Source organism: Streptomyces sp. NPDC051907, from assembly GCF_040681075.1.
Taxonomy (GTDB): domain Bacteria; phylum Actinomycetota; class Actinomycetes; order Streptomycetales; family Streptomycetaceae; genus Streptomyces.
The window spans coordinates 1-24,601 of the sequence record NZ_JBFAYB010000035.1 but is presented as its reverse complement, the minus strand read 5'-3'; the positions used below and the strand labels follow the sequence as shown (position 1 = coordinate 24,601).

At 72.0% G+C, this 24,601-nt stretch carries 26 protein-coding genes; 11 read left to right on the top strand and 15 right to left on the bottom strand.

The window, feature by feature from the left end; genetic code table 11:
* The 4 genes from AB0M39_RS19835 to AB0M39_RS19820 all read right to left on the bottom strand — a co-directional run bounded on the left by AB0M39_RS19835 (window position 1) and on the right by AB0M39_RS19820 (window position 4,303).
* The gene (locus AB0M39_RS19835) at window positions 1–1,320 is read right to left on the bottom strand and encodes a pyridoxal-phosphate dependent enzyme (RefSeq protein ID WP_365366030.1); all 1,320 of its coding nucleotides are present in this window, start codon (window positions 1,318–1,320) and stop codon (window positions 1–3) included.
* Window positions 1,317–2,795, bottom strand: coding sequence for a Y4yA family PLP-dependent enzyme (locus tag AB0M39_RS19830; protein ID WP_365366028.1), 1,479 nt, complete (start codon window positions 2,793–2,795; stop codon window positions 1,317–1,319). Before AB0M39_RS19830 ends, AB0M39_RS19835 begins: the two co-directional genes overlap by 4 nt.
* A 167-nt stretch (window positions 2,796–2,962) precedes the next feature.
* Window positions 2,963–3,514, bottom strand: coding sequence for a GNAT family N-acetyltransferase (locus tag AB0M39_RS19825; protein WP_365366026.1), 552 nt, complete (start codon window positions 3,512–3,514; stop codon window positions 2,963–2,965).
* 114 nt (window positions 3,515–3,628) lie between these two features.
* Window positions 3,629–4,303 (bottom strand): hypothetical protein, encoded by a 675-nt coding sequence (locus tag AB0M39_RS19820; RefSeq protein ID WP_365366024.1) that lies wholly within the window; start codon window positions 4,301–4,303, stop codon window positions 3,629–3,631.
* Between the two features lie 356 nt (window positions 4,304–4,659).
* On the opposite strand from AB0M39_RS19820, the gene AB0M39_RS19815 reads away from it, so the two are divergent.
* The 4 genes from AB0M39_RS19815 to ugpC are packed head-to-tail and all read left to right on the top strand — an operon-like array spanning window position 4,660 to window position 8,969.
* Complete coding sequence (locus AB0M39_RS19815; RefSeq protein ID WP_365366020.1) at window positions 4,660–5,970, top strand: ABC transporter substrate-binding protein; 1,311 nt, start codon at window positions 4,660–4,662, stop codon at window positions 5,968–5,970.
* A complete protein-coding gene (locus tag AB0M39_RS19810; protein ID WP_365366018.1) occupies window positions 5,967–6,911 on the top strand; it encodes a sugar ABC transporter permease in 945 nt (314 codons plus the stop codon). Before AB0M39_RS19815 ends, AB0M39_RS19810 begins: the two co-directional genes overlap by 4 nt.
* Complete coding sequence (locus tag AB0M39_RS19805; protein ID WP_365366015.1) at window positions 6,911–7,744, top strand: carbohydrate ABC transporter permease; 834 nt, start codon at window positions 6,911–6,913, stop codon at window positions 7,742–7,744. The genes AB0M39_RS19810 and AB0M39_RS19805 overlap by 1 nt, the downstream gene beginning before the upstream one ends.
* Before the next feature lie 34 nt (window positions 7,745–7,778).
* Window positions 7,779–8,969, top strand: coding sequence for a sn-glycerol-3-phosphate ABC transporter ATP-binding protein UgpC (ugpC, locus tag AB0M39_RS19800; RefSeq protein WP_365366013.1), 1,191 nt, complete (start codon window positions 7,779–7,781; stop codon window positions 8,967–8,969).
* 418 nt (window positions 8,970–9,387) lie between these two features.
* On the opposite strand, the gene AB0M39_RS19795 is transcribed toward ugpC, so the two are convergent.
* From AB0M39_RS19795 to AB0M39_RS19785, 3 genes are all read right to left on the bottom strand, one after another.
* Window positions 9,388–10,617 (bottom strand): DUF2993 domain-containing protein, encoded by a 1,230-nt coding sequence (locus tag AB0M39_RS19795; protein WP_365366011.1) that lies wholly within the window; start codon window positions 10,615–10,617, stop codon window positions 9,388–9,390.
* 110 nt (window positions 10,618–10,727) lie between these two features.
* Window positions 10,728–11,618 carry a hypothetical protein gene (locus AB0M39_RS19790; RefSeq protein WP_365366009.1) on the bottom strand — a complete coding sequence of 297 codons (891 nt, stop codon included), beginning with the start codon at window positions 11,616–11,618 and terminating at the stop codon, window positions 10,728–10,730.
* 206 nt (window positions 11,619–11,824) lie between these two features.
* Window positions 11,825–12,637 carry an MBL fold metallo-hydrolase gene (locus AB0M39_RS19785; RefSeq protein ID WP_365366007.1) on the bottom strand — a complete coding sequence of 271 codons (813 nt, stop codon included), beginning with the start codon at window positions 12,635–12,637 and terminating at the stop codon, window positions 11,825–11,827.
* A gap of 191 nt (window positions 12,638–12,828) precedes the next feature.
* Between AB0M39_RS19785 and AB0M39_RS19780 the strand changes: the two genes are divergently transcribed.
* Both AB0M39_RS19780 and AB0M39_RS19775 read left to right on the top strand, forming a co-directional pair.
* Window positions 12,829–13,428, top strand: coding sequence for a MarR family transcriptional regulator (locus AB0M39_RS19780; RefSeq protein WP_365366005.1), 600 nt, complete (start codon window positions 12,829–12,831; stop codon window positions 13,426–13,428).
* A 127-nt stretch (window positions 13,429–13,555) separates the two neighbouring features.
* On the top strand, window positions 13,556–13,813 hold the full coding sequence (locus AB0M39_RS19775) for a hypothetical protein (protein ID WP_365366003.1): 258 nt from the start codon (window positions 13,556–13,558) through the stop codon (window positions 13,811–13,813).
* Window positions 13,814–13,863: 50 nt separating this feature from the next.
* On the opposite strand, the gene AB0M39_RS19770 is transcribed toward AB0M39_RS19775, so the two are convergent.
* The 8 genes from AB0M39_RS19770 to AB0M39_RS19735 all read right to left on the bottom strand — a co-directional run bounded on the left by AB0M39_RS19770 (window position 13,864) and on the right by AB0M39_RS19735 (window position 20,780).
* Window positions 13,864–14,250 carry a VOC family protein gene (locus AB0M39_RS19770; protein ID WP_365366001.1) on the bottom strand — a complete coding sequence of 129 codons (387 nt, stop codon included), beginning with the start codon at window positions 14,248–14,250 and terminating at the stop codon, window positions 13,864–13,866.
* Between the two features lie 114 nt (window positions 14,251–14,364).
* Entirely contained in the window at window positions 14,365–14,757 is a 393-nt protein-coding gene (locus AB0M39_RS19765; protein WP_365366000.1) for a hypothetical protein, read from the bottom strand.
* Window positions 14,758–14,830: 73 nt separating this feature from the next.
* Window positions 14,831–15,880 carry a pyridoxal-phosphate dependent enzyme gene (locus AB0M39_RS19760; protein ID WP_365365998.1) on the bottom strand — a complete coding sequence of 350 codons (1,050 nt, stop codon included), beginning with the start codon at window positions 15,878–15,880 and terminating at the stop codon, window positions 14,831–14,833.
* A complete protein-coding gene (locus tag AB0M39_RS19755) occupies window positions 15,801–16,853 on the bottom strand; it encodes a GHMP kinase (RefSeq protein WP_365365996.1) in 1,053 nt (350 codons plus the stop codon). Before AB0M39_RS19755 ends, AB0M39_RS19760 begins: the two co-directional genes overlap by 80 nt.
* Window positions 16,850–17,665 carry a DUF364 domain-containing protein gene (locus AB0M39_RS19750; RefSeq protein ID WP_365366114.1) on the bottom strand — a complete coding sequence of 272 codons (816 nt, stop codon included), beginning with the start codon at window positions 17,663–17,665 and terminating at the stop codon, window positions 16,850–16,852. The genes AB0M39_RS19755 and AB0M39_RS19750 overlap by 4 nt, the downstream gene beginning before the upstream one ends.
* Before the next feature lie 199 nt (window positions 17,666–17,864).
* Entirely contained in the window at window positions 17,865–18,704 is an 840-nt protein-coding gene (locus AB0M39_RS19745; RefSeq protein WP_365365994.1) for an ABC transporter ATP-binding protein, read from the bottom strand.
* Window positions 18,701–19,771: an iron chelate uptake ABC transporter family permease subunit gene (locus AB0M39_RS19740; protein ID WP_365365992.1), complete on the bottom strand. Its 1,071-nt coding sequence runs from the start codon at window positions 19,769–19,771 to the stop codon at window positions 18,701–18,703. The genes AB0M39_RS19745 and AB0M39_RS19740 overlap by 4 nt, the downstream gene beginning before the upstream one ends.
* A complete protein-coding gene (locus AB0M39_RS19735) occupies window positions 19,761–20,780 on the bottom strand; it encodes an ABC transporter substrate-binding protein (RefSeq protein ID WP_365365990.1) in 1,020 nt (339 codons plus the stop codon). Before AB0M39_RS19735 ends, AB0M39_RS19740 begins: the two co-directional genes overlap by 11 nt.
* 145 nt (window positions 20,781–20,925) lie before the next feature.
* Between AB0M39_RS19735 and AB0M39_RS19730 the strand changes: the two genes are divergently transcribed.
* The 5 genes from AB0M39_RS19730 to AB0M39_RS19710 form a co-directional block, all read left to right on the top strand.
* Window positions 20,926–22,233 (top strand): MFS transporter, encoded by a 1,308-nt coding sequence (locus AB0M39_RS19730; protein WP_365365988.1) that lies wholly within the window; start codon window positions 20,926–20,928, stop codon window positions 22,231–22,233.
* Between the two features lie 191 nt (window positions 22,234–22,424).
* The gene (locus AB0M39_RS19725; protein ID WP_365365986.1) at window positions 22,425–23,000 is read left to right on the top strand and encodes a 3'-5' exonuclease; all 576 of its coding nucleotides are present in this window, start codon (window positions 22,425–22,427) and stop codon (window positions 22,998–23,000) included.
* 73 nt (window positions 23,001–23,073) lie between these two features.
* A complete protein-coding gene (locus AB0M39_RS19720; protein WP_365365984.1) occupies window positions 23,074–23,574 on the top strand; it encodes an FBP domain-containing protein in 501 nt (166 codons plus the stop codon).
* 127 nt (window positions 23,575–23,701) lie between these two features.
* Window positions 23,702–24,250 (top strand): CchlQ, encoded by a 549-nt coding sequence (locus tag AB0M39_RS19715; protein ID WP_365365982.1) that lies wholly within the window; start codon window positions 23,702–23,704, stop codon window positions 24,248–24,250.
* Window positions 24,251–24,418: 168 nt separating this feature from the next.
* The coding region (locus tag AB0M39_RS19710) for a hypothetical protein (protein ID WP_365365979.1) at window positions 24,419–24,601 on the top strand (183 nt) is incomplete at its 3' end.

The window sequence follows — 24,601 nt, the reverse complement described above, 5'->3', positions numbered from 1 at the left end:
TCAGTCACGCACCAGCGGCGCGCCCGCGTCCCGCCAGGCGATGATCCCGCCGGCCAGGCTGCGCACGTCCGGGTGGCCCATGCGGGTGAGCAGCGCGGCGTACCGCGCGGACATCTCGCCCACGGGACACGCCAGCAGGACCGGCTGGCGTCTGCTGAAGGGCAGTCCGCCGCGGACGAGTTCGCCGAACAGCTCGTCGACGATGTTCACCGAGCCGTCGATGTGCAGGGCGGCGTACGCGAACGAGCCGCGCAGGTCGATCACCAGCGGTCGCTCGGCCGCGATCCACTTCTGCGCGTCGCCGACGTCGAGGACGGACGCCGAGCGGACCTCGCTGTCGCTGAGCGTCGCGACCGAGTTCTTCGCCGGAGGCAGGCCGAACAGCTCCGGGCGGCGCTGGCGGAGATAGCCGAGATAGCTCTCCACCCGGTCGCAGACGATGAACACGGCCGTCCGGCGCTCGGCCGACTCCCCGTCGAGCGCCCTCAGATGCCGCACCGCGCCGTGGTACGCGGCCCCGCCCGTCGGCCCGGCGAGCAGCCCGCAGCGGCGCAGGAGCGTCAGCATTCCGTCGATGGCCTCGTCGGCGCTCACCGACTCGATCCCGTCGTACGTCGCCGGGTCGAAGATCCCGACCTCCTGCACCTCGTCGACGTTGCGGATCCCGGGGATGAAGTCCTCCTTGCGCGCGACCAGCCCGAGGACGCCGACCGAGGGGTCGTGCGCGCGCAGCGCCCTGGCCACGCCGGTGGACGAGCCCGCGGTGCCCACGCACGCGATGAACCAGTCGGGCGCCCTGCCGTCCAGGTCCGCGATGATCTCGGGGCCGGTGCTCGCCGCGTGCGCCTCGGTGTTGAGGGCGTTGAAGTACTGGTCGGTGTGCAGATGCGCGCTGCCGGGCTGGTTGAGCCGCTGGTGGAAGAGGGTCAGCGGATCCTCGGTGTTCGTCGGGTCCAGGCACTCGGTCTGCCCCGGCAGCTCCTCGATCTCGGCGCCGAGCAGCAGGAGCAGGTCCTTGATCTCGGGAATCCGCATCCTGTTGGTGATGCTCTTGAACGGCAGCCCGTGCATGCCCGCGATGAGAGCCAGCGCCTTGGCGGTGTTCCCGCTGGACAGCTCCACGATCGTCTCGCCGCGCTCCTTGGCGCCCGGCAGGCCGTGGCGCGCCATATTCCACGCGGCCCGGTCCTTGAGCGAGCCGAACGGGTTGAGCAGCTCCAGCTTCGCGTAGAGGTCGATGGTCCGCAGGCCGTGCACGTCAGGATCGATGCGCACCAGCGGGGTGTTGCCGATGGCCTCCGTGATGCTGTCGTACCTCATGCCCGATGTCCCCCCGTATACGTGATCGGCCAGTACTGCTCGTCGAGGCGCCAACGCCAGGCGCCCGCCTCCTGGTGGACCGCGACCTTGCGTGCGACGGGCTGCTGCTGCGCCGAGGTGGCGCTGAAGTCCATGCAGTAGCCGGCGGTGTTGGGGAAGGCGAGGACGTCGCCGGGGCACGGCAGCCGGGGAAGGCGGACCGTCCTGCGGGTGACGAGGTCCGACTCCAGACAGAGATTGCCCATGAGGTGCACGCCCACCGGCCCGGACGCGTCCGCGGCCGAGCCGTCTGCCGAGCCGTCGCGGGGCACGAGCACCGGGTCCATGAGGACGCCGTGCTCCTCCAGGCTGACGTCGCCGGCGTTCATCGCCAGCCGCACCAAATGCTCCCCGGCGTCCGTGCCGCGTACCTCCAGCACCCTGCCGAGCGAGAGCCCGCACTGGTCCGCCAGCGCCCGGCCGGGCTCGGCGTACAGATCGCACAGGCTCTCCAGCAGCAGGGTGCCCAGCGGCCGGCCCAGGCTCGGGGCGGGGCGCGCGAGCAGCGCGTCGAGGTACGCGGCCCCGGCGATCGGGCGGTGCGCCGGATAGAGGCTCAGGGACCCTTTGAGCGTGCCGCTCTCCACGCGCAGGCCATAGCCGTGGCCGCCCCAGGTCATCGGCGGGCGCCTGCCCATCACGGCGTCGGTGAGGGCGGTCGTGTACCGGTCCCACTGGGCCGCGTGCGCCAGGTAGTTGACGCCGAAGCCCCCGCCGACGTCGACGACGCGCGGCTGGAAGCCCCGGATCCGTAACTCCTCCATGGCCCGCAGGCACCCCTCGAGCGCCGTCGCCTTCTCGTCCAGGCTCGTGGTGTCGACGTGGTAGCCGACCCCGATCGGCTCCAGCGCCGACTGATGGCGTTCGAGCGCGTCGAGCACTCCGTCCAGCGATTTCACGGAGGCGCCGAACCGGCTTCTGCGGGACAGCGTCCTGGCCCCGGACGTCTCGAACTCCGACAGCCGCAGCAGAACGCGGAGCCGGGGCAGGTCGTACGCGCGCACCAGCGCCGCCGCCTCCTCGATCTCGCCGGGACCGTCGGCGTTGAGCGTCGCGCCCGAGCGCGCGGCGAGCCACAGGAACTCTGGATCCTTCGGCCCGGTCGCCATGATCCTCTCGCCGTGGAACCCGGCGCCGAGGGCGTGCTGGAGCTCGCTGAGCGACGCGGCGTCCAAGGCCGCCTCCGTGGTGGTCAGCCGCCGTACGAGGGCGCTGGAGCGGTTCGCCTTGTGCGCGAAGAAGACCCGGCCGGCGAGCTGGTGACGGCGGAAGACGGCGCGGAAGCGCTCCACGTTCTGCGCGATCTGCTCCGGCAGCACGATGTTGAGCGGCGAGCCCAGCGCGTCCACCAGCGTGTGCAGGAATGCGGGCGACTCGAGCAAGGACTCCAGTCGCGGCTCCAGCCGCGGCTCGAGGCTGAGCGGGGCGTTGCTCATTCCAGCTGTTCCTCCCCGGCGAGGAATGCGGGCCCGTGTCACCCATCGGACGTAGGAGGCTGCCCGTGGTCCGGCTCTTTATGCCCGTCCTCGCCGCGCACGACCGTCTTGGCGGCAGAGACGGCTGGATCGAGGCGGTCCTGTCGGCCGGTTTCCGAGGAGAGCGGTCACAGCGCGAGGGTCATCAGAATCTCGTCGCGGTCGTCTCCGGGGGCGACCCGCAGCGCTCCGGGCCAGCGGCCGATCTCCACCCAGCCCAGCTTGCGGTAGAACTCCTCGAGCCCCAGCCCTCCCCTGGCGGCGAGGCGCAGCCGCTCCAGGCCCATCTCCTCGCGGGCGACCTCGCGGACGCGGTGCAGCAGCGCGGCGCCGATCCCGCGGCCGCGGCAACGGGTGTGCGTCTGGACGTGGTTGACCTCGCCGCAGTGCGCGACCAGCGGGTGCAGCTCACGCCGGACGACCAGCCAGCCGGCGAGCGTCCCCTCGACGGTGGCGACGAGCAGCCTGCCGCGCTGCGGGTCGAGTCCGTCGACGAGACGGTCCACGGCGGGAGCGACCTGGTCGACGCTCACGGGCGGCGGAGGGAACTCCCGCGCGATGACCGCGCCTCCGGCGTTGGCCACGCCCGTCCAGCAGTCGATCAGCTGCCGTCTGAGCTCGGGGCCGAGGTCCTGGGGCCGGGTGATCTGCGCGAGCCGAAGCGCCTCCGGTGGGATCATGGCCAGCAGCCTCCCACAGTGCGGAGGCGCCTCAACGCACCCGCGACGCCGCGCACCCCCCTGTCCCGCTCGCACGGCGGGACAGGGGAGCCGCTCACAGGGGACGGATCCGCGTCAGCGCTGCTCGACGAACGCGCGGCCCTCGTTCTCGTCGGCGGAGCAGGACTTCTGCTCCGAGGCCGTCATCTTGCGGCTCTTGACGACCACCACGTTGTTCTTGCCGTCCGTGCCGTTCTTGGCCGGGCCGGTGATGGTGTCCTGGAAGTACCAGTAGTAGTGGCCCCACTTGGGGCTGTCGTAGTGGGTCTGCCAGGTGCCGGAGACCTTCTGCATCAGCTGGGCGCGGGAGATCCAGCCCACCTCGCCGGGCTTGACCGTCATGTTCAGCGAGCTGGACTCCGAGTGCGTGCTCGACCAGCTGTGGTTGTAGGTCGCCGTCACGCTCAGGTCCACTATGCCCGCGATCTTGCCGCCCGCGGTGACCGAGGCGCCGACGGAGTCCGTGGAGCCCACGGTGTCGCCCCAGGTCATCGACTGAGTGGCGTCCGACGAGCTGCAGTTGAAGAGCGCGTCGGAGACCTGGTGGAAGGCGCCCAGGTACGCCTCGCCCAGCTGGGGCGAGTTGAAGGTGCACTTGCCCAGGCCCGAGGCGCAGTCCGCCGTGAGCTCCTGGCGGGTCGGCTGCTCCTCGGCCGCCGCGGACGGCACTGCCGCCGCCGCGATGCCGCATGCCGCCACTGCCGTGGTCAGGATCCGGCCGCCGTACCGCATGACGCGGTTGTTCGTCATCTACTGGTGCCTTTCTTGCTGTGCGTGGGGGAGTCGGGGAACCGCGCTGTGGGCCAAGGGATTTGAGAGCCTCCCGAAGTCCGCCTCACTGCTCGCCGCCTGTGGTTGTGAGGTTGTCCTAACATCTGACGCGGCTACACCAAGAGCAGGCAAAGTTGTAGTTGATGTCAGAACATATGGTTGCTGCACGCGTGTGCTGACGGTGCAGATCGTGCGTCGAGGCAGGCCGGCAAGACTGAACGGGTTGTCGTGGCGCTTTGTTCGTGATGTCGCCTTGGTGTTGATACGCAACGTCTCTATCGTCCTCGGCACGACGCGCCGCCTCCCAGGCGGCCAGGCATGGAGGCGGTGGGTGCATGGCCTGGAAGGCCCGAGCCGCCGGGGCGCCGGCCGCCGCGTCCGCGCGGCCTGCCGGGCGCTGGCTGCGCGCCCTCGTCACGCTGCCGCTGATCGCCTGTCTGCTGGCGTCCTGCGACTCCTCGTCCAGCTCCGGCCCCGCGACCGTCAACTGGTACAACTTCCCCGACGACTCGGGGGCCCTGGCGGGCGCCGCGGCGAACTGCACGCGCGCCTCCGGCGGGCGCTACCGCGTCGTCTACAACAGACTGCCGCGCACCGCCGACGGCCAGCGGCAGCAGCTCGTCCGCCGGCTCGCCGCCCGCGACGACTCACTCGACATCCTGGGCCTCGACGTCACCTGGGCGCCCGAGTTCGCCGAGGCCGACTGGATCCTGCCGTGGACCGGCGCCAACCGGCGGCGGGCCACCGCGGGAACGCTCGAGGTGCCGCTGGATACAGCGACATGGAAGGGACGCCTGTACGCCGTCCCGTACAACACGAACACGCAGCTGCTCTGGTACCGCAGCGACCTCGTGCCCCGCCCGCCGAGGACCTGGGCCGAGATGCTGGACATGGCCCGCGCCCTCGCCGAGCAGGGCAAGCCGCACTACATCGAGATCCAGGGCGCCCAGTACGAGGGCCTCACCGTCTGGTTCAACACGCTCGTGGAGAGCGCCGGCGGCTCGATCCTCAACCGCACCGCCACCGCGCCCTCGCTCGGGCCGCCCGCGGTCGAGGCGGCCACGATCATGCGCGACCTCGCGACCTCGCCCGCCGCCGACCCCTCCCTGCCCAACCAGATGGAGGACCAGAACCGGCTGGCGATGGAGTCCGGCACGGCCGCCTTCGAGCTCAACTACCCGTTCGTCTACCCGTCGATGAAGGCCAACCAGCCCGAGCTGTTCAAGCACTTCCGCTGGGCCGCCTACCCCGGGGTGGACGCCGACCGCCCCGCCAAGCCGACCATCGGCGGCATCGACCTCGCCGTCGCCGCCTACTCACGCCACCCGGACTACGCCTTCGAGGCGGCGCTGTGCCTGCGCAACCGCCAGAACCAACTGGCCGCGGCCCTCCAAGGAGGACTCCCGCCGACGCTGCGCGCGATCTACTCGGAGAAGCCCTTCATCAAGAGCTACCCCTTCGCCGCGCAAGTGCTCGCGGCCCTGGAGAACGCCAGCACCCGCCCCAAGACCCCGGCCTACCAGAACGTCTCCATCGCGATCTCCCACACGCTCTCCCCGCCGTCCGCCATCGATCCCCGCAGTTCCGTCGCCACCATCCGCGACCAGATCGAGGACGCGCTCGAGTCCAAGGGGCTGATCCCGTGAGCAGCGACAGCTCCACCACGGCGCCGCAGAAGACCACCGCCCCGGCCGACCCCAAGGCCCTGTCCGAAGGCGCCCGGCAGGAGCGCCGGCTGGGCTGGCTGCTGTGCGCGCCCGCCGTCGTCGTCATGCTGGCGGTGACCGCCTATCCCATCGGCTACGCGGTCTATCTCTCCCTGCAACGCTACGACCTGCGCTTCCCCTCGCAGGCGAGCTTCGTGGGCCTGTCCAACTACGGGGCGGTCCTGTCCTCCCCGTTCTGGTGGGAGGCCTTCTGGGTCACGCTGTTCATCACCGTCGTCTCGGTGGCGGTCGAGCTCGCCTTGGGTCTCGCGCTGGCCGTGGTCATGCACCGCACGATCTTCGGGCGCGGGACCGTGCGCACCGCGATCCTCGTCCCGTACGGCATCGTCACCGTCGTCGCCGCGTTCTCCTGGCAGTACGCGTGGACTCCCGACACCGGCTATCTGGCCGCTCTCCTGCCCGCCGGCGACGCCCCGCTGACCGAGCAGTGGCCCGCGCTCGGGCTCATCATCCTCGCCGAGGTCTGGAAGACGACCCCGTTCATGGCGCTGCTCCTGCTGGCCGGGCTCGCGCTCGTGCCCGAGGAGACGCTGCGCGCCGCCATGGTCGACGGCGCGTCCGCCTGGCAGCGCTTCACCCGGGTCACACTGCCGCTGATGAAGCCGGCCATCCTGGTGGCGCTGCTGTTCCGCACTCTGGACGCCTTCCGGGTCTTCGACAGCATCTACATCCTGACGTCGGGCGCCCACGGCACCGGCTCGGTGTCGATCCTCGGCTACGACAACCTGTTCACCGCGCTCAACCTCGGGATCGGCTCGGCCATCTCGGTCCTGGTGTTCATCTGCGTCGCGCTGATCGCCTTCGCCTTCATCAAGCTGTTCGGGGCGGCCGCCCCCGGCTCACAGGAGGGGGGCCGCTGATGGCCGCCGCGGGAAAGAGACACCTCACCGGCTGGGCGATCGTCAATATCGTGGTGGTCGCCTACGCCCTGTTCCCCGTCTGGTGGATCGCCGCCCTGTCGTTCAAGGAGCCCTCGACCCTCACCGACGGCGATTTCATCCCGCGGAAGTGGACGCTGGACAACTACCGGGGCATCTTCGAGACCTCGGAGTTCACCCGAGCCCTGATCAACTCCATCGGCATCGCGCTGATCGCGACGGTCGTCGCCGTGGTGCTGGGCACCATGGCCGCGTACGCCGTCGCCCGGCTCCGCTTCCCCGGGAAGCGGCTGCTCATCGGCATGTCCCTGCTGATCGCGATGTTCCCGCCGATCTCGCTGGTCTCCCCGCTGTTCAACATCGAGCGGATCCTCGGGATCTTCGACACCTGGCTGGGGCTGATCATCCCGTATATGACGTTCTCGCTGCCCCTGGCGATCTACACCCTCTCGGCGTTCTTCCGGGAGATCCCCTGGGACCTCGAGAAGGCCGCGAAGGTCGACGGCGCCACCCCGGCCCAGGCGTTCCGACTGGTGATCGCGCCGCTGGCGGCGCCGGGCGTGTTCACCACCGCGATCCTCGTCTTCATCTTCTGCTGGAACGACTTCCTCTTCGCGATCTCGCTGACCTCCACCACGGCGGCCCGCACGGTCCCCGCGGCCATCGCCTTCTTCACCGGGAGCAGCCAGTTCCAGCAGCCCACCGGGTCGATCGCCGCCGCCGCGGTGGTGATCACGATTCCGATCATCGTCTTCGTGCTGCTGTTCCAGCGGCGCATCGTCGCCGGGCTGACATCCGGGGCAGTCAAGGGCTGAGCGGCGGCGGACCGCCGGAACAGGAGCACTGATCGTGGCCGAGATCGTTCTCGAGGGCATCACCAAGCGGTACCCGGACGGCGCGCTGGCCGTGCAGAACGTCGATCTCACGGTCGCCGACGGCGAGTTCGTGATCCTGGTGGGACCCTCCGGGTGCGGGAAGTCCACCACGCTGAACATGATCGCCGGGCTGGAGGACATCACCGAGGGCACCCTGCGCATCGGCGACCAGGTCGTCAACGAGAAGGCGCCCAAGGACCGCGACATCGCGATGGTGTTCCAGAGCTACGCCCTCTACCCCCATATGAGCGTGCGCGAGAACATGGGCTTCGCCCTGCGGCTCGCCAAGGTCGACAAGGCCGAGATCCGGGCCAAGGTGGAGGAGGCCGCGCGCATCCTCGACCTCACCGAGCACCTCGACCGCAAGCCCGCCAACCTCTCCGGCGGCCAGCGCCAGCGGGTCGCCATGGGACGCGCCATCGTCCGCAGCCCCAAGGCGTTCTTGATGGACGAGCCGCTGTCCAACCTCGACGCCAAGCTGCGCGTGCAGATGCGCACCCAGATCTCCCGGCTCCAGCAGCGCCTGGGCACCACCACCGTCTACGTCACCCACGACCAGACCGAGGCGATGACCCTCGGGGACCGGGTGGTGGTCATGCGCAGCGGCGTCGTCCAGCAGGTGGGCTCGCCGCAGCACCTCTACGACGAGCCGGTCAACCTGTTCGTCGCCGGGTTCATCGGCTCGCCCGCCATGAACTTCCTCAACGCCGGCCTGGAGGAGGACACCCTTCGCACCGCGATCGGCGATCTGCCGCTGGAGCCGAGGATCCGCCAGGCGCTGGCCCGCCGCGACGCGCCCCGCGAGCTCATCGTGGGCCTGCGCCCCGAGGCGTTCGAGGCCGCCTCCCTGGTGGAGTCGGACCGCCCCGGACTCCGGTTCACCGCCACGATCGACGTGGTGGAGTCCCTGGGGTCGGACCTGTACGCGTACTTCGCCGAGGAGGGGGGCCAGCCGACGACGACCTCCGAACTCGAGGAGCTCGCCGCCGACTCCGGCATCACCGACACCGGCGCGGGCGTCCACCAGGTCATCACACGGCTCAGCGCCGACGCCCCGGTCGGCGAGGGCCGCGCGGCCGACCTGTGGGTGGACGTCTCCCATCTGCACGTCTTCGACCCCCGCACCGGCGCCAACCTCACCCGCAGGGAGGACGACGAGGGATAGGGCGGCTGTCAGCGGCCCGGCCAGACAGCCGACGCGTCGTCACGGCGCGGCTGCGGCAGGCGTACGGGGCGCACGGGCACCGTCGTCGCGGTCCGTCCGCCGCCGTCCTCGTCCAGGGCGCGGGCCGCCCGGCGCAGCTCAGCGCGGTAAGGACGAAGACCTCGTCCGCGTACACCTCCATGTACTTCCCGACGGCCAGGATGCGCAGCCGCTGGGCGGGGGAGGGCAGGGCCGCCTCCCGCGGCACGGCGCCGCCTGCGCCCGTGATCCGCACCGACGTCCCGTCGTAGCCGACCGCCGGCGCACTCCGCCCGTCGAGCGTGCGCAGCGCGATCTCGGCCGGGCCGCTCAGGTCCGCCTCGCGCTACGGCTTCCGCCGGCGGGCCGCGACGCCCAGCCGTCCGCGCGCCCTGCGCGGCTACCGCTTCTCGCGTCCCCCGCCCGCCACGTCGCCGAAGGCCAGGCCGGTGCCCGTGAGGTCCGCCCGTACGCCCGAACGCTCCACCACGATGTCGCGCAGCCGCACGTCGCCGGTGGTCTTGGGCAGCTCGAAGGAGAGGGACAGCTGGTCGGAGAGCTCCGGCGGCCGCAGCGCGAGCAGCGCGCCGATCAGCTTCGGGTCGATGCCGGCCTTCTCCAGCAGCCAGGGGTGGTCGACGACGAGGTCGACCAGGTTGACCTTCATCAGCTGGTCGACGAAGCGCGGCGAGCCGGTGAGCTCGCTGAGCTCCTTCTCGCTGGCGAGGGCGCGCTCGATCTGGGAGCGGGGTATGCCGAGCCGTTCCACGACAGCGGGCAGCGCGAGGAGCGCCTTGACGCGGGACGCCTCCGCGGTGATCCGGCGGACGGCCGGCGCGTGCAGCCGCAGCCCGGAGTGCGCCGAGTCCTTGCCGGGGCGGTAGGTGAACAGGCCGGGGACGTCCAGGCGCATGTCCTCCACGGTGGAGGAGACCGCGCGGTCCCCGTCGCGCCGCAGATGCGCCTGCGCCCGTACGCTCAGATCCTGCCCGGCGACCGACAGCGACCCGGCGATCTTGATGCTGCCGCCCCCGGCGTCGGTGAACTCGACCTGGGACGCGCCCAGTTCGCGGTTGAGGTCGTCGAAGGAGAGCAGCACGTCGCCGTCCATGCGGTCGATCACCGCGCCCTGGATGGAGGTCGGCAGATCGCCGACGATCCGTACGTCCGTCGCCGTGGCGTGCACCTCGGCCAGCGAGACCTTGTCGGCGGCGACGTCGGGGACGGTGACGTCGGCCGTGTCGATACGGCGGTCCAGCACCTGCGTGAGGAAGGGGAATCCCTTGATGTCGACCTGCGGCCGGGCGGCCAGGCCCAGCGACTGCTGGATCTTGTCCTCCGCCTTCTCCTCCGCGTAGGCCACGGCCAGCCGGTCGCCGGCCACGAAGAGCGTGGAGGTCACGACGGCGGCGACGGTGAGCTTCAACGCGATGGGCAGGGCCGCCAGACGGCTCTTTCCGCGGTGGTCGGGCGGCGACCAGTCGTCGTCCTCGTCGTCGTCCGAACGGATGCCGAGCCGGTCGAACCCCGACGAGCCGCCGTCGCGACCGGTCGGCTCGGCGCCGTAGTCCGGCTCGGGGTCCGCCAGTTGAGCCAGCTCGTCGTACGGATTGCGTGGACGCGTGGACATGCGTGTGGGGGATCGCATCGGCTCATCCCATCACGATCACCACCGTCGAACGCAAGCCAGATCGGTTTAACGGGACGAGATCTCGGCCACGTCCGGGCCGGACCGGGCCCTCAGACGTGCAGGAAATGCTCCCGGTAGCGCTCTTCGAGAGGGCAGTGATAGCTGCTCTCGTCGTTCTGCCAGAGCAGGGGGAGCACGAATCGGTTCGCGGTGTGATTGGTCCAGCGCCCGGTCAGCAGCTCGCCCCAGCGCGGCGCCTGCGCGGGGTGGTCGAGCAGCGACAGGGGCGTGTCGACGTGCGTATGGGTGTCGAGATCGCGTACGTCCAGGAGCAGCGGCCCCGCGGTGCCGTCCGAGGCGGGGCCGAACACCCTGCGCCGGGTGCGCTGGGTGGTCGGCGCCTGGCCGCCGAGCTGCTGGATCGAGGCGCCGGGGCGCGGCGGTCCTGGCAGCACCTCGACATAGAGCATCCGGCAGGTGGGGCCGGTGACCAGGGCGGCGTCGAAGAGCAGCTTGTAGCCGGCCAGCATGCTGGTCCTCCGGCCGAAGTTGCAGGCCCGAAAGTGGATGACTCGGCGCAGCGGCGGGGTCGTGCGCAGCAGGAGGAGCTTGCCCAGGAGCCTGAGCACCGTGGCCGTGTCGACGCCCATCCTGGCCCCGGCGTCCAGAAGCCGCGGGTCCGGCGGGAAGGGCGGCAGCGTCCCGTGCGCCATCGCGTTCACGAGGTCGACGAGGGCTCCGGCCAGCAGTCCCGTCGCGTTGTGCGGCGAGTTCTGGGTGAAGGGGACGAGCAGGCCCAGGTCCGGATTTCCATGGCAGACGACGACATGCGTGGACTCGCTGCTCGCCAGGAGTCCGTCGACCAGCCCTTCGAGCGAACGGAAGCTCCGCGTGACACCGGTCTCGATCTGGGCGGGCCCGACGGTCTCCCGCTGAGAGAACCTGTAGTAGTCGTCGATCAGGCGCGACTCCACGCCGATGTGCACGTCTGCGGGACTCATACGGCGCTCCCTGGTCGTCGCGTAGCCCCTCCCCTCATTCTCCAGTGGATCATTGCTCCATGCCACTCGGCGGGAGGGCGCGCGGTGCGTGCGGGCGGCGTGACGCGGCAGTCGTAGGACGGCGCCTGACGGACGATCAGGCCCAGGTGTCCTGCGTACGTGTCCTGCGTACGCGGGCCCTGCGTGCGGGCCGACGCGGGCGCGGGTCAGCGGCCGCCGCCTGCCGGCTCGAACCCGGCCAGCATCTGCTCCAGCGCCTCCTGATCCGGTCCGACGAAGGGCGACGCGCCGGCGGCCGAGCCCAGCGTGTCGATCATCTGGCCGGTGATCCCCGGCGCCGGCGGCAGATGCGTGGAGAGGACGAGCTCCGGCGCCCTGTCCCGCAGCGGGTCGAACGTGCCGAGGAAGCGCCGCTCGTCGACGTTCTGCACCCAGGGGCTGTCGACGGCCGCCCACAGCAGCTGAGCGGACCGCAGGTCGTCGGCGCGGACCGCGGTGACGTCGGAGCTCTGCGCGATCTCCTCGCTGGCCATCGGTCCGCCGAAGCAGTCGGAGCTGAAGCACAACCCGGACCGGTCGTCGAAGAAGCCGACGGTGGCCGGGTTGTCGTACAGCGGCGGCCGGAAGCCGGTGAGCGTGCGGTCGCCCACGTCCAGCGACTGCCCTGGGTTGAGCAGATGCAGCCGGTCCATCGGAAGCGGCCGCTCGCAGGACATGATGCCGACGGCCAGAAAGGTGGTCACCAGGCGCGCCTTGGGCGCGGCGGCGAGCAGGTCGAAGATCCCGCCGGTGTGGTCCCGGTCCGGATGCGTGAGCCAGATCCACCGTACGTCGGCGGGGTCCAGCACGGCGGAGAGCGACTCCACGAAGTTCCGGTCGGGCAGCGCGAGGCCGGTGTCGACGACGACGGGCTGGGAGGCGTGCAGGACGTAGGCGTTGACGGGGATGTATCCGATCCCGGGTACTTCGAGGCTGTCGCTCAGAACGCTGACGTCCGGGCGGATCCTGTGAACGCGCATGGCAGATCTCCAGCGCCCCCCGGGGGCTGTGATCGCTCGGGCCTCTGCTCCATCGTCGGACACAGGCGGCCGTGCCGCACCCGGGAAGCCGTGCCGTGCCCGGGGAGGAACGGCTGTTGACCTCAATCAAACTTGAGGTTGAAGACTGTCCGTGACCTCGAGGCACTCGCCGTCACCCGAAGGGCACGACCATGACCGACACGACCACCACCACGACCGGCACGACCGCCACCACGCCCGACACGACCACCACCACGACCGGCACGACCGCCACCACGCCCGACACGACCACTGCCACGACCGCGACCCCGGCCGACGGAACCCCGATCGCGACCGACGCCGAGCTCGCCGCTCAGCCCGTCGCCTACTGGACCGGCGTCGCCCACCGCCAGCTCCTCGCCTACATACGGCGCCAGCTGGAGGCGCTCGGGCTGTCCCAGCCCCAGTACTGGCTGCTGCGCCATCTGTCCCCGGCCGATCTGTCGCCCGACGGCCAGGGCGAGACCGTCGACGAGCTCACCCGCCAGATGCGGGCCTTCCTCCAGGCCGAGGACGATCTCTCCTCGGACTCCGACGACCTCGTCGAGCGGGGACTGCTCGCGCGGGACGGCGACGGCCGGCTGTGGATCACCGAGCCGGGTCGGCTGGCGCACGCCCAGGTCAAGAAGCACATCCCCGGCCTGCGGTCGCACATCCACGCCGGAATCGACGACGCCGACTACGCGACCGCGGTCAGGGTGCTCCAGCGCATGATCGACAACGTGGCCGAGAAGCCGGACGCCGACGGCTGAGAGGGTCGGGGCAGAGGGCCTGGGCGCCAGGTCCCCGGCCGGCTCCGCCCCGACTGTCAGACCCTGCTCGTAGCGTCGTGAGTGAGGGCCCGGACCGGCCGGGCCCCCGCGGACACGGGAGCGGGTCATGGGCGAGATCAGCGTAGGCAGGCAGCATCTGGACCGGCTGCTGGCCGACAGCACGGGCACGTACGGCGTGCCGTACCAGCGGGCGTTCGCCCAGCTCGCCGAGGAGCTCCGCGGCCGGCCCGTGGCCGAGATCCTGCCGCTCCTGCGCCGGGCGGCCGACGCGTCCCTGCTCGAGTTCACCCACGCCGACCTGGTCGAGCAGGCCGAGGCGATCAGCGCGGGCGAGCGGTACGTCCTGCGCGTCACCGTCACCTGAGCCGGCGGGCGACGCGGGTCCGCGGAGACGGCGAACAAGCGGGCAGGCGGTCAGGAGGAGGCGGAGGCAGCTCGCTCGGCGGCGCTGCGCTCGACGCAGAATTCATTGCCCTCGATGTCGGCGAGGGTCGCCCACCCCGACCCGTCGGGGCGACGCAGGTCGTCGACCAGAGTGGCGCCGAGGGCGAGCAGGCGTTCGACCTCCTCGTCGCGCGTGCGGTCCGCCGGCTGGAGGTCGAAGTGGATCCGGTTCTTGACGGTCTTGCCCTCGGGCACCGCGATGAACAGGATCGTCATGCCCTCGGCCTCGACCAGCGCCTCGGGATCGCCGGGCTGGTCCTCGTCGCTGATCTTGGCGCCCAGTACCTCGGCCCAGAAGGTTCCCAGTCGGTAGGTGTCGGCGCAGTCGATGCTCACGTGGTGCACAAGAGAAGCCATGGCGGACACTATGGCGCGCCGTCAGACGGTGCTCCACGGGTTTTCGCCCGGGCCAGGCCCGCGGCGGCTCGGGCCAGACCACGGCGGCCGGGGCCAGGCCCGCGGCGGCGCACGTCAGTCGGCTCGGCGCGCCCTGCGCAGCCTGCCGCGCTTCACGGGAGGCTCGGCAGGCGGCGCCGGCCTCGCGCTGACGAGTTCGGCGACGGTGATCCGCATGAGCTGCGAGAGCGTGGCGGGAGCGGTCCAGCCCTGGTGCCAGAGCGACTGCTCCGACTCCACCAGCCAACTCGTCTGCGAGGTCCGGAACACGGTGCGGCCGCACGTCTCGGGCGCCGACGGATAGGGCCCCGGCTCATAGGAGAGGCTCAACTCCTCGGCGCGTCCGATAGCTTCCTCCCTGCCGCCCTCCACGGGGAGCTTCTCCGTCAGACTCCACAGGTTGTCGCCGTCGTAGACCGTGTTGGTCTCGATGAGCACGTACCAGTGGCCGGTCGATGCCATGCTCAAGCTCTCTCCTGTGCCGCTGTGCCGCTGTGCGCCGTGTCCGTCAGGGGCGCTCGCGGCCCCTGACGGACACAATCTACTGGCCCCTGACCAGGCACGGTCCGCCCGTGCCCTCGTGGGCGCGGGCGGTGGGCAGGGCCGGCGCGCGGTTCCAGGCCATCCGGGACCAGGGCAGGGCCAGCTCGTCCGACGACGTCGCGATCCGGGGTGCGAAGTCCTCGACGGGCGCCGCCTCCCGGTGCCGGGCGAAGACCGAGTCGACGTACCGGTGCCCGGTGTCCGGGGCGATGAACAGGACGCGGCGCCCCGGGTCCCGGTCGCGTTCCCAGCGGGCCGCGAGGTAGCCGGCGCCGGTGGACAGTCCGGCGAACACGGCGTGCCGCCGCAGCAGGTCGACGCTCCCGGAGAGCGCGGCGTCGAAGGAGATCCAGTGGACGGCGTCGTACAAGGTGTGGGCGACGTTCGCGAAGGGGATGGAGCTGCCGATTCCGGCGATGATGATCTCGGGGTCGTGCACGTGCTCGCTGCCGAAGGTGATGCTCCCGAACGGCTGGACGCCCACGAGACGCACGCCCGGCGAGAACTCCCGCAGATAGCGGGCGAGCGCGCCGGTGGACGCCCCCGAGCCGACGCCTCCGACGAGCGTCAGACCGTCCGCGCCGGTCTCCCGCTGGACGAGGGAGGCGACCGCCCGGTAGCCCAGGTAGTGGACGTCGTCGTGGTACTGGCGCATCCAGTGGTAGCCGGGGTGCTCGCGCAGGATCTCCTGGACCCGGGCGACGCGGCGCTTCTGATCGAGCTTCAGATCGTCGCAGGGATCCATCTGCTCCAGACGCGCCCCGAGCACGGCCAGCTGGGTGCGGAGCGTGTGGTCGACGGTCGTGGACCCGACGATATGGCAGCGCATTCCGTAGCGGTGGCAGGCGAGAGCGAGGGCGTAGGCGTAGATGCCGCTGGAGCTGTCCAGCAGGGTGTCGCCGCGCCGTACGGCGCCGGTGTCGAGCAGATGCCGTACGGCCGCCAGCGCGGAGACGACCTTCATGGTCTCAAAGCGCAGGCACAGCAGGCCGTCCTCCAGTCTGACGAGGTCCGGCCGGCCGATCGACTCCGCTATGTGCTCGTCCATGCGGGAACTCCTCGCTGGTGGTGAAAGTCGTGAAGATCTTGGTGACCGGTATGCCCTGGTCCTCCAGGGCGTCCGCGCAGCACCGCAGTCGGCGCCGCAGCCGGCGGGCGGCCGGGTCGAAGAGCAGCCCGGCCACGCTGCCGCTGTGCGCGATCTGCACGCCGACCGCGCCGGTGCGGGCCGCGATCTCCGTCAGCGGACCGAACTCGTCGTGGCCCAGCCGCTGTTGGGCGCGGCGCGCGCTCTCGGTGGCCACCTGCCCGAGCAGCGCGGGATCGCCCTCGGCGACCGCCCGCCGGAGCAGGGCGCGCAGCCGCTCGTACGCGCGCACGTCCTCGTCGTCGTGGTCGGGCGCGGGCAGCGAGAGGGTGTCCACGGGCCGGCCCCCGCCGACCGCGCACCCCACGACGACCGCCGCGGGCAGCGCGTCGCCGAGGACCTCCAGGACGCGCCCCTCCCGTTGGGCGAAGAGCATCGGCCGGCCGTCGAGCATGAGCGGGTCGGACGCCTGCTCCGCGCGGACCGCGAGCCGCGCGATCGTCCGAGGCGACAGCCGCAGACCGAAGGAGTCCGCGACCGCGCGCACCGCGGCGATCACATCGCTGCTGGAGGAGCCCATGCCGAGGCCGACGGGGATGTCGCCGCTCAGCCGCAGCCGGCCGCCGCACGCCGCCTCCCGCCGCCTGGCGGCGCACTCCCGTACGGCGAGCGAGGCGGCGCTCAGCGCCTTGGTGCGGCCCGCCGGAGTCACCCACAGCTCTTCGGGCGCGGCGCCGGGACTGCGTACGAACTCCGCGTGCGTGCCCAGGCCGGGCATCGGCAGGGTGACCAGGCCGGCGACGCGGCCGTGCCCGTGGGCGTCGCGGAAGACGCCCTGGAGGATCTCGCCGTGGTGGCAGGCGGCGTAGCCGGCGCCGACGCGCGGGGCGTCGGCGCCGGGCGGCGCGGCGGCCGGGCGGCAGCCTGTGGTCACGAGCGGCCCTCGGCGCGGTGGCGGTAGCGGTACAGCGCGGTGGGCTCGGCGCTGAACTGCGAGAACGGGAACGGCTCCGCGGACAGCGCGCTCACGCCGGAGCCGAGGAAGGCCCGTGCCACGGCGCTGCCCGTCTGCGCGTACACGACGAGCGGGACGGCGCGCTCACGGCAGCGCGTCAGGATCGTGTCGAACGAGCCGTTGCTGAGCGTCATCCCGGTGGCGACCACGGCGTCGGCCGTCTCCAGCACCTGGTGCATATCGGCGGTGACGGCGTCGCCCCACTGCGTCGTACGGAGGTTGAAGTCGCACGGCAGCGGCTCCCCGCCGCGCTCGCGGATCGCCGCGACCAGCGGGTTGACGACCCCGATCAGAGCGACCTTCGCGCCGTCGGGGATGTCCAGGAGCCCGGCTATCGCCGCGTCCCGGGCCCTGGCCCGGACTTCGGGAGGGCCGGCGGGCAGCGTGACGGGCTCGGCGTCGGGCGCGTCCCGGTGCGGGCGGGTCTCGGCGAGGTACGCGTCCAGCGCGGCGATCCGCAGCGGGCGGGGCGCCTCCCGCAGCAGCGTGTCGAGCGGGCTGCCCGAGGCGTCGCGGCAGATGGCCGGGTCGATCTCGCCGGCCTCGAAGGCGCAGGCGCCGAAGGAGCCGCCGAGCCGGACGAGGACGTACTGGTTGAGGTACGTGGTGTCGCCGCCGGCGAGCCGGGTGCCGTGGTGGATCCAGAACACGCTGGTGGCCACCAGGCCGGACGGATCCGGGCCGAGCTCTGCGGCCAGTACGGCGGCCAGCAGCTCGTCGACGTTCTCGATGTTTTTGATGTTCTCGACAGGTGCGGCGGCCGGGTGAGGGGCGGTCGTCTGATGGGTGGTCAAGTCTGGGCTCCACGGGTGGGGTTGGAACAGGGAGGCCAAGACGCCTGCCTCCCGGTCGTGCGGGCAGTCGTGCTGCGGGGCGTCCACGGGACTCTCTCTGCGAAGGGGGGCGAGGTGCTTTTGAGTGGGGGAAGGCTCAGGGGATCGGCTGGGCGGCCGCCCGGCGCCCGATCGCCTCCTTCGGGTCCTGCTTCCGCTCGTCGCCCGGGCGTCGTGCGACGCCGCGGTAGGCGACCGCGAGGTTTCCCAGGCGGTCGAAGCCGATCTCCGCGTCGACCTCGAAGACCTCCGCCAGCCGGTCCGGCGTCAGGACGTCCTCGGGCGTCCCGGCGGCGATCAGCCGCCCGCCGTGCAGGAGCAGCAGCCGGTCGCAGGAGCGAGCGGCGAGGGACAGGTCGTGCAGGGCGACGAGCACGGTCTGCTCGGTGGCGGCGAGCAGCTCCATCAGCTCCAACTGGTGCTTGACGTCGAGGTGGTTGGTGGGCTCGTCGAGGAGGACGGCGCGCGGCTGCTGGGCCAGGGCGCGGGCGATGTGCGCGCGCTGGCGCTCGCCGCCGGACAGCGCCTTCCACTCCCGGTGGGCCAGCGCGGTGAGCCCGAGCGTGGCGAGCGCGTCCTCGACGACGGCCCGGTCGGCGGCGTCGGGGCCGCGCCACCGGTCCCGGAAGGGGATCCGGCCGAGCCCGACGACGTCGGCGACCCGCAGATCGCTGTCGGTGTCCGCCGCCTGCTCGACGAAGGCGACCCGCCGGGCGATCCGGCGCGCGCCCCAGCCGGCGATCGGCTCGCCGTCGTAGAGGACCGCGCCCTGGGACGGGGCGCGCAGTCCCGCCAGGCAGCGCAGCAGCGAGGACTTCCCCGACCCGTTGGGGCCGATCAGCCCGACCTTCTCGCCGTCGGCGACGGACAGCTCCACATCCCGTACGACGGTTCTGCCCGCCGCCGACCAGCTGAGCCGCTGTGCGTCGATCCTCACAGGTCCCCCCTCCTGCGCAGGACGAGAAGGAAGAGCGGTACGCCGAGCAGCGCGGTGAACACCCCGACCGGCACCTCCTGCGGAGCGAAGGCGACCCGCGCGAGCGCGTCCGTCCACACCAGGAACACCGCACCCGCCAGAGCCGTCATGGGCAGCAGCACCCGGTGCAGCGGGCCGACGAGGAACCGCACGCCGTGCGGCACGATGAGCCCCACGAAGCCGATCGCGCCCACCGTCGCCACCGCCACGGCGGTCAGCAGCGAGGTCACGACCAGCAGCACCAGACGCGTGGCGCGCACGTCGACGCCCAGCGACGCGGCGGTGTCGGCGCCGAACGAGAACCCGTCGAGGACGCCGGCGTACAGCTGAGCCACCGCGATCCCGGCCAGGGTGACGACCGCGCAGACCACGACCCCGTCCCAGCGGGCGGACGCCATCGAGCCGAGCAGCCACTGCGTGATGGCCCGGATCACGTCGGCGTCCCCCGACGCCATGAGGACGAGTGAGGTCAGCGCGGTGAACAGCTGTGCCACGACCACGCCGGTGAGCACGATCCTGACCGAGTCGAGCCCGCTGCGCCGCAGGAGCAGCATCAGCAGCCCGAACGACAGCGCCGCGCCCGCGAACGCGCCGCCCGTCACCCCCAGCGACCCGGCGCCGAGGCCGAGGACGGCCACCGCGACGGCGCCGGTCGAGGCCCCCGAGGAGATCCCGAGGAGGTAGGGGTCGGCGAGGGGGTTGCGCGTGAGCGCCTGGAGCACCGCCCCGCACACGGCGAGCGACGCGCCGACGAGCGCCGCCATCAGGACGCGCGGCGCCCGGAGATCCCAGATCAGCGAGTCGAGGAGCCGGGGCAACGGCTGGACGTCCAGCCCGAGATGGAACCCCACGCTGCGGGCGATGTCGGGGTAGGACACATCGGTCGTTCCGATGCGTACGGACACGGCGGCCGAGGCGACGAGCACGGCGACGGCGACGACGAACAGGCCCGCCCGCCCAGCCGCCCGCCCAGCCGCCCGGCCGGCCGAGGCGCCCGGGCCGGCCGCGGCGGTCGCGCTAGCGGACATAGCCGAGCTTCTTCATGGCGTCCGTGAGCCGCGGCAGGGCGCTCACCGTGCGCACCGAGGGGTCCATCTCGGTCCCGGGGATCTCGACGAAGCGCCCGTCGACGACCGCGTCGAGCTGGGACATCACCGGATTCGCCTTGATGGCCCGGAGCTTGTCGGCCGCGCTGTCGCCGGGCTTGCCGCGCTCGGACAGATCGCCGACCACGATGAAGTCCGGGTTCCGCTTGGCCACTTCCTCCCAGGAGACCGCAGGCCAGTCCTCGTCGACGTCGTCGAAGGCGTTCTTCGCGCCCACGACGCGGCTCATCTCGCTGGGCATCGCGCTCTTGCCGGCGACGTACGGAGCGTCGCCGTAGACCGAGTAGACCCAGACGACGGTCGGCTCCGACTCGACCCGGTCCGCGACCTTCGCCGCCCGCTTGAGGGCGGCCCGCTGCTCGCCGACGAGCTTCTTGGCGCGGTCCGGCACGCCGAAGACCTCGCCGAGGTTCTCGTAGTCCGAGAAGAGCCGGTCGAAGGGTCCTGCGGCGCGGCCCGCGCTCTCCTTGGGGCAGTCGACCGCGCTCACATACGACGGCAGACCGAGCCCGGCCAGCTCCTCGCGGGTGCCGACCTGGTCCTTGGTGAAGTAGTCGGTGAAGCCGGCGACGGCGACGTCGGGGGCGGCGGCCCGCAGCTGCTCGCCGGTGAGGATCTTCGGGGCGAGGACCGGCACCTTCGCGTAGGCGTCCGCGTACTCCGGGGCGATCTTCGTCTTGAGGTTGGACGTGCCCGCCATGCGGTCTTCGAGGCCGAGCTCCAGCAGGACCTCCGTGGACGACTGGTCCAGGGCGACGGCGCGCTCGGGAGGTCGGTCGAAGGACAGCGTCCGCCCGCAGCTGACGACCGTCGACTGAGCGGCGGCCTTGTCGGGCCGGTCCGTCGATGCGGAGCCGGCGCAGGCGGTGGCCGTCAACGCGAGGGCCAGGGGGAGCGCGAGGCCTAGACCGAGGCGGGCGGGATGACGCATGGATCCTCCGAGAGCAGGGGTGGGCGCCGCGAGAAGCGAGCGACTCGAGCGCTACTATAACGATAATCGTTTTCAGTAAGGTACCCCCGGGGTCGCCGCCGCTCCGGACGGCAGACCTCCCCCCGCGCTCAACTCAAGGAGAACCATGGCGACTTCGCCTGCTCTGGCCCCGTCCGAGACCGGCCCGCCCGACAAGCGGCCCCGCTCCGTCCTGCTCGACGCCGCCTTTCTGCGGCTCTGGACGGGGACCACCGCGTCGGGGCTGGCCACCTGGGCCCTGCCCTTCGTCCTCGGACTCGCCGTGCTCGACCGGTCCCTCAGCGCCGCCGGCCTCGGCCTCGTCCTCGCGACCCGCACCGCGGGCTTCCTCGCCGCGGTGCCCGTCAGCGGCGTCCTGGCCGACCGGCACTCCCGCCGGGGCGTCGTCCTGTGGTCGGGCCTGGCCGCCGCGACCGCGGCCCCGCTCCTCGCCTACGGCCTCGGGCGCTCGCTCACCTTGATGGCGATCGCCGCCGCGATAGCCGGCGCGGGACAGGGCGCCTGCCGCCCGGCGTTCCAGGCGCTCGCCGCCGAAGTCGTCGACGCCGACCGCAGGCAGCAGGCCAACGCCGCCATGACCCTCGCGGTACGCGCCACCACCCTGGCCGGACCGACGCTGACAGCCCTGCTCGCCGTGTTCCTCGACACCCGCGTACTGCTCCTCGGCATCGGCCTGCTCTGGCTGACGGCCGCGCTCGTGCCCGGCCCGGGCGCCAAGAGCGCCCCCGCTGCCGCGCCGCAACGCGCCTCGTTCCGCGCGGAGTTCGTCGACGGGCTGCGCGAAGCCCGCCGCCACCCCTGGTTCCTGGCCGGCCTCGGAGCGCTGACCGCCGTGATATCCACCGGCTACTCCGCGACCGGCGTCGCCCTGCCGCTCGTGAGCCGCGACCGGTACGGCGCCGAGGCGGTCCTCGCCGCCGCCATGACCGCCTACACGGCAGGGGCCCTGGCCGGAGCGCTGCTCGTGGCCCGCTGGCGTCCGCGCAACCAGGGCTGGACCGCGCTCGCCGGCCTCGCGGTGTACGGCTTCGCGCCGCTCAGCCTGGTCTTTCCGGTGCACCCGGCCGTGATCGTCGCCGCGTACGCGATCGCCGGGGTCGGCATCGAACTGTTCAACGTGCCCTGGTTCACCGCCACCCAGCGCGAGGTGGACCCCGGCAAGCTGGCCCGCGTCTCGTCCCTGGACTTCATGCTGTCCTACGGCCTGGCGCCGCTCGGCCTCGCACTGATCGCCCCGGCCGTCGAGGCCTTCGGCGTACAGGCCGTCCTCACCGCGTGCGCGCTCGTCTGCTTCCTCGCCCCGGTCGTCGCCGCCCTGGCGCCCACCGCCCGCCACTTCTCACGGGGCGCGGCGGCCGAGGCCTCGGGCGCGCCCGAGGCCCCAGGCGCGCCCGAGGCGAAGCCCGCGCCGTGACCGTCTGACGGGAAGCACGTCCTAGGGCGCGGGGCTTCCGGCCTCGCCCGGCCGGGGCCCCTCGCCCGGCGCGAGTGTGGGCCGACTCGCGGCGGCAGAAGCCCTCTTGGTCCCGCTCAGCAGCGCCGACCCCGCCGAGCAGACGGAATATCAGGTGACCGGCGCCCGTTCGGGTCTCTACTCTCCTCGGCATGAACTACATGAATGACATGAACCGCAAGAATCTGCTCAATGTCGTCGACGTCGAGGCGACCTGCTGGGAAGGCCAGCCGCCGGCCGGATCGGTCAACGAGATCATCGAGATCGGACTGGCCGTCGTCGACCTGGACGCGGGCAAGCGCGTCGCCCGCCACCGCATACTCGTCAGACCCGCACGGTCCAAGGTCAGCGCCTTCTGCACCGAGCTGACCGGTCTCACCCAAGCCGAGGTGGACAAGGGCGTCGAGTTCTCCGAAGCCTGCCGGATCCTGGCCGCCGAGCACCGCGCCGGGCAGCGCCCATGGGCGAGTTGGGGCGACTACGACCGCAACCAGTTCACCCGCCAGTGCCGCGCGGCCGGCGTCGCGTACCCCTTCGGCCGCCGGCACACCAACGCCAAGGCCGCCTTCACCGACGCCCACGCCCTGCGCAGGCGCCCCGGCATGGCCCAGGCTCTCAAGATCGCCGGCCTCCCGCTGGAGGGCCGCCACCACAGCGGCGAGGACGACGCCTGGAACATCGCCGCGCTGGTGCTCTCCCTGGCGGACCGAGGCGACTGGCCGGCGTGACACCGCACGTCAGGGCCGCCCCCGCGGGATATTCGGATGCGGCGCCGCCCATGGCGTACATAGGGTCTCGGCCGTGGAGCCACTGACCGAGAAGCAGATCCGCTCGTCCTTCGTGAACTGCACCAAGGGCGAGGCAGCGCGGCTCAAGCTGCCGCTCGACTTCGCCGAACTGCCCTGGGAAGACCTCGACTTCCTCGGCTGGGTGGACCCCGGCGCGCCGCTGCGGGCCCACCTTGTGACGCCGCGTCCCGACGGCCCCCTGGGCATCACCCTGCGGGTGCCGGGCGCGAGCCGCACCAGCGCCGTCAAGTCCAGCATGTGCCAGATCTGCCTGACGGCACACGCCTCTTCCGGAGTCACCCTGCTCGCGGCGCCGCTGGCGGGAGCGCGCGGCCGGGAGGGCAACACCGTCGGCGTCTACGTCTGCGCGGACCTCGCCTGCTCGCTGTACGTGCGCGACAAGCGCCAGCCGAAGCTGCGCGCCGGGCGCTACGAGGAGTCCCTCACCCTGGACGAGCGCATCGCCCGCGCCACGGCCAACCTGGACGCGTTCGCCGCCAGGGTCACGGGTTGAGCCTTCGACAGGACCCTTGCTGAGAACCCCCGTTGGTGCGCGAGAGGTTGATCGCCCGCCTCTGTTCTTCGCCGTGCGCCCCGCGTAGATTTCAGACTCCGACGCCGGGATCACTGCGGGGGCAGACGTGGACTGGGGCACGCTCATCGCGACCGTCAGCGGCGGCTCGATCGCCATCTCCGGCACCGTGCTCGCCGACTATCTGCGCCATCGCCACGAGGACGACCGGGGCGTGGGGGCCCGTAGACGCGCGGTGTACATCGAGTTCATCGCCGCCGCCGGAGTGTGCCACGCACGGCTGCGCCAGATCGCCCAGGACCCGGGCGCCGAGCCCGACCTGGACGCGGCCGCCCGCGCGGCGCTGAGCGACGCCGGCGTCTACGAAGCGCGGGAGCGGCTGTTCATCGACGCGGCGGACGACGTGGCCGGCGCCGGGCAGGCGATGTTCGAGCGACTCCGCTCCCTCCAGCGGGCCGTCGCCGCGGGGGCCTCGCCGGACTCGGCCGCCTTCCACGACGCCTACCACCCCTACATCGGCGCGGTGTGGACGTACCGGGTGGCGGTACGCGCGGAACTCGAGGGACGGGCCCTGTCGCCGGCAGCCTTCGGATGGGGCGGGTGGGACGGCACCGACCGGTGCTCGCTGTGCCGTGAGGCGGCCGCCGCGGGCACGTGACGGCGCCGCCGACGGGACCCCCGTCCGGGTGCTCCTGACAGATGTCAGGACAGCGCGACGCCCTCGGGCTGGTTGTCTGTGTCTGCGGCGCCAAGGGCCTTCGCTCGGCGCCGCTTCGCACGCACCGCCGCCGCAGCGTTCGCTGCTCGTCGCCGAGGAGACAACGTCATGACCCGACGCGTATTCGCCACCACAGTCCGCACGGTGACCGCGGCAGCGCTCCTGGCGGGAGGGCTCACGGTCGCCCTGCCGGGCTTGCTGCGCGACTGGTCGGGCGACCTCCAGCTGGTCCTCACCCGCGACGGCGCGGGAGCGGAGGTGCTGAAGAAGTTCACCTCCGACGTCGACTTC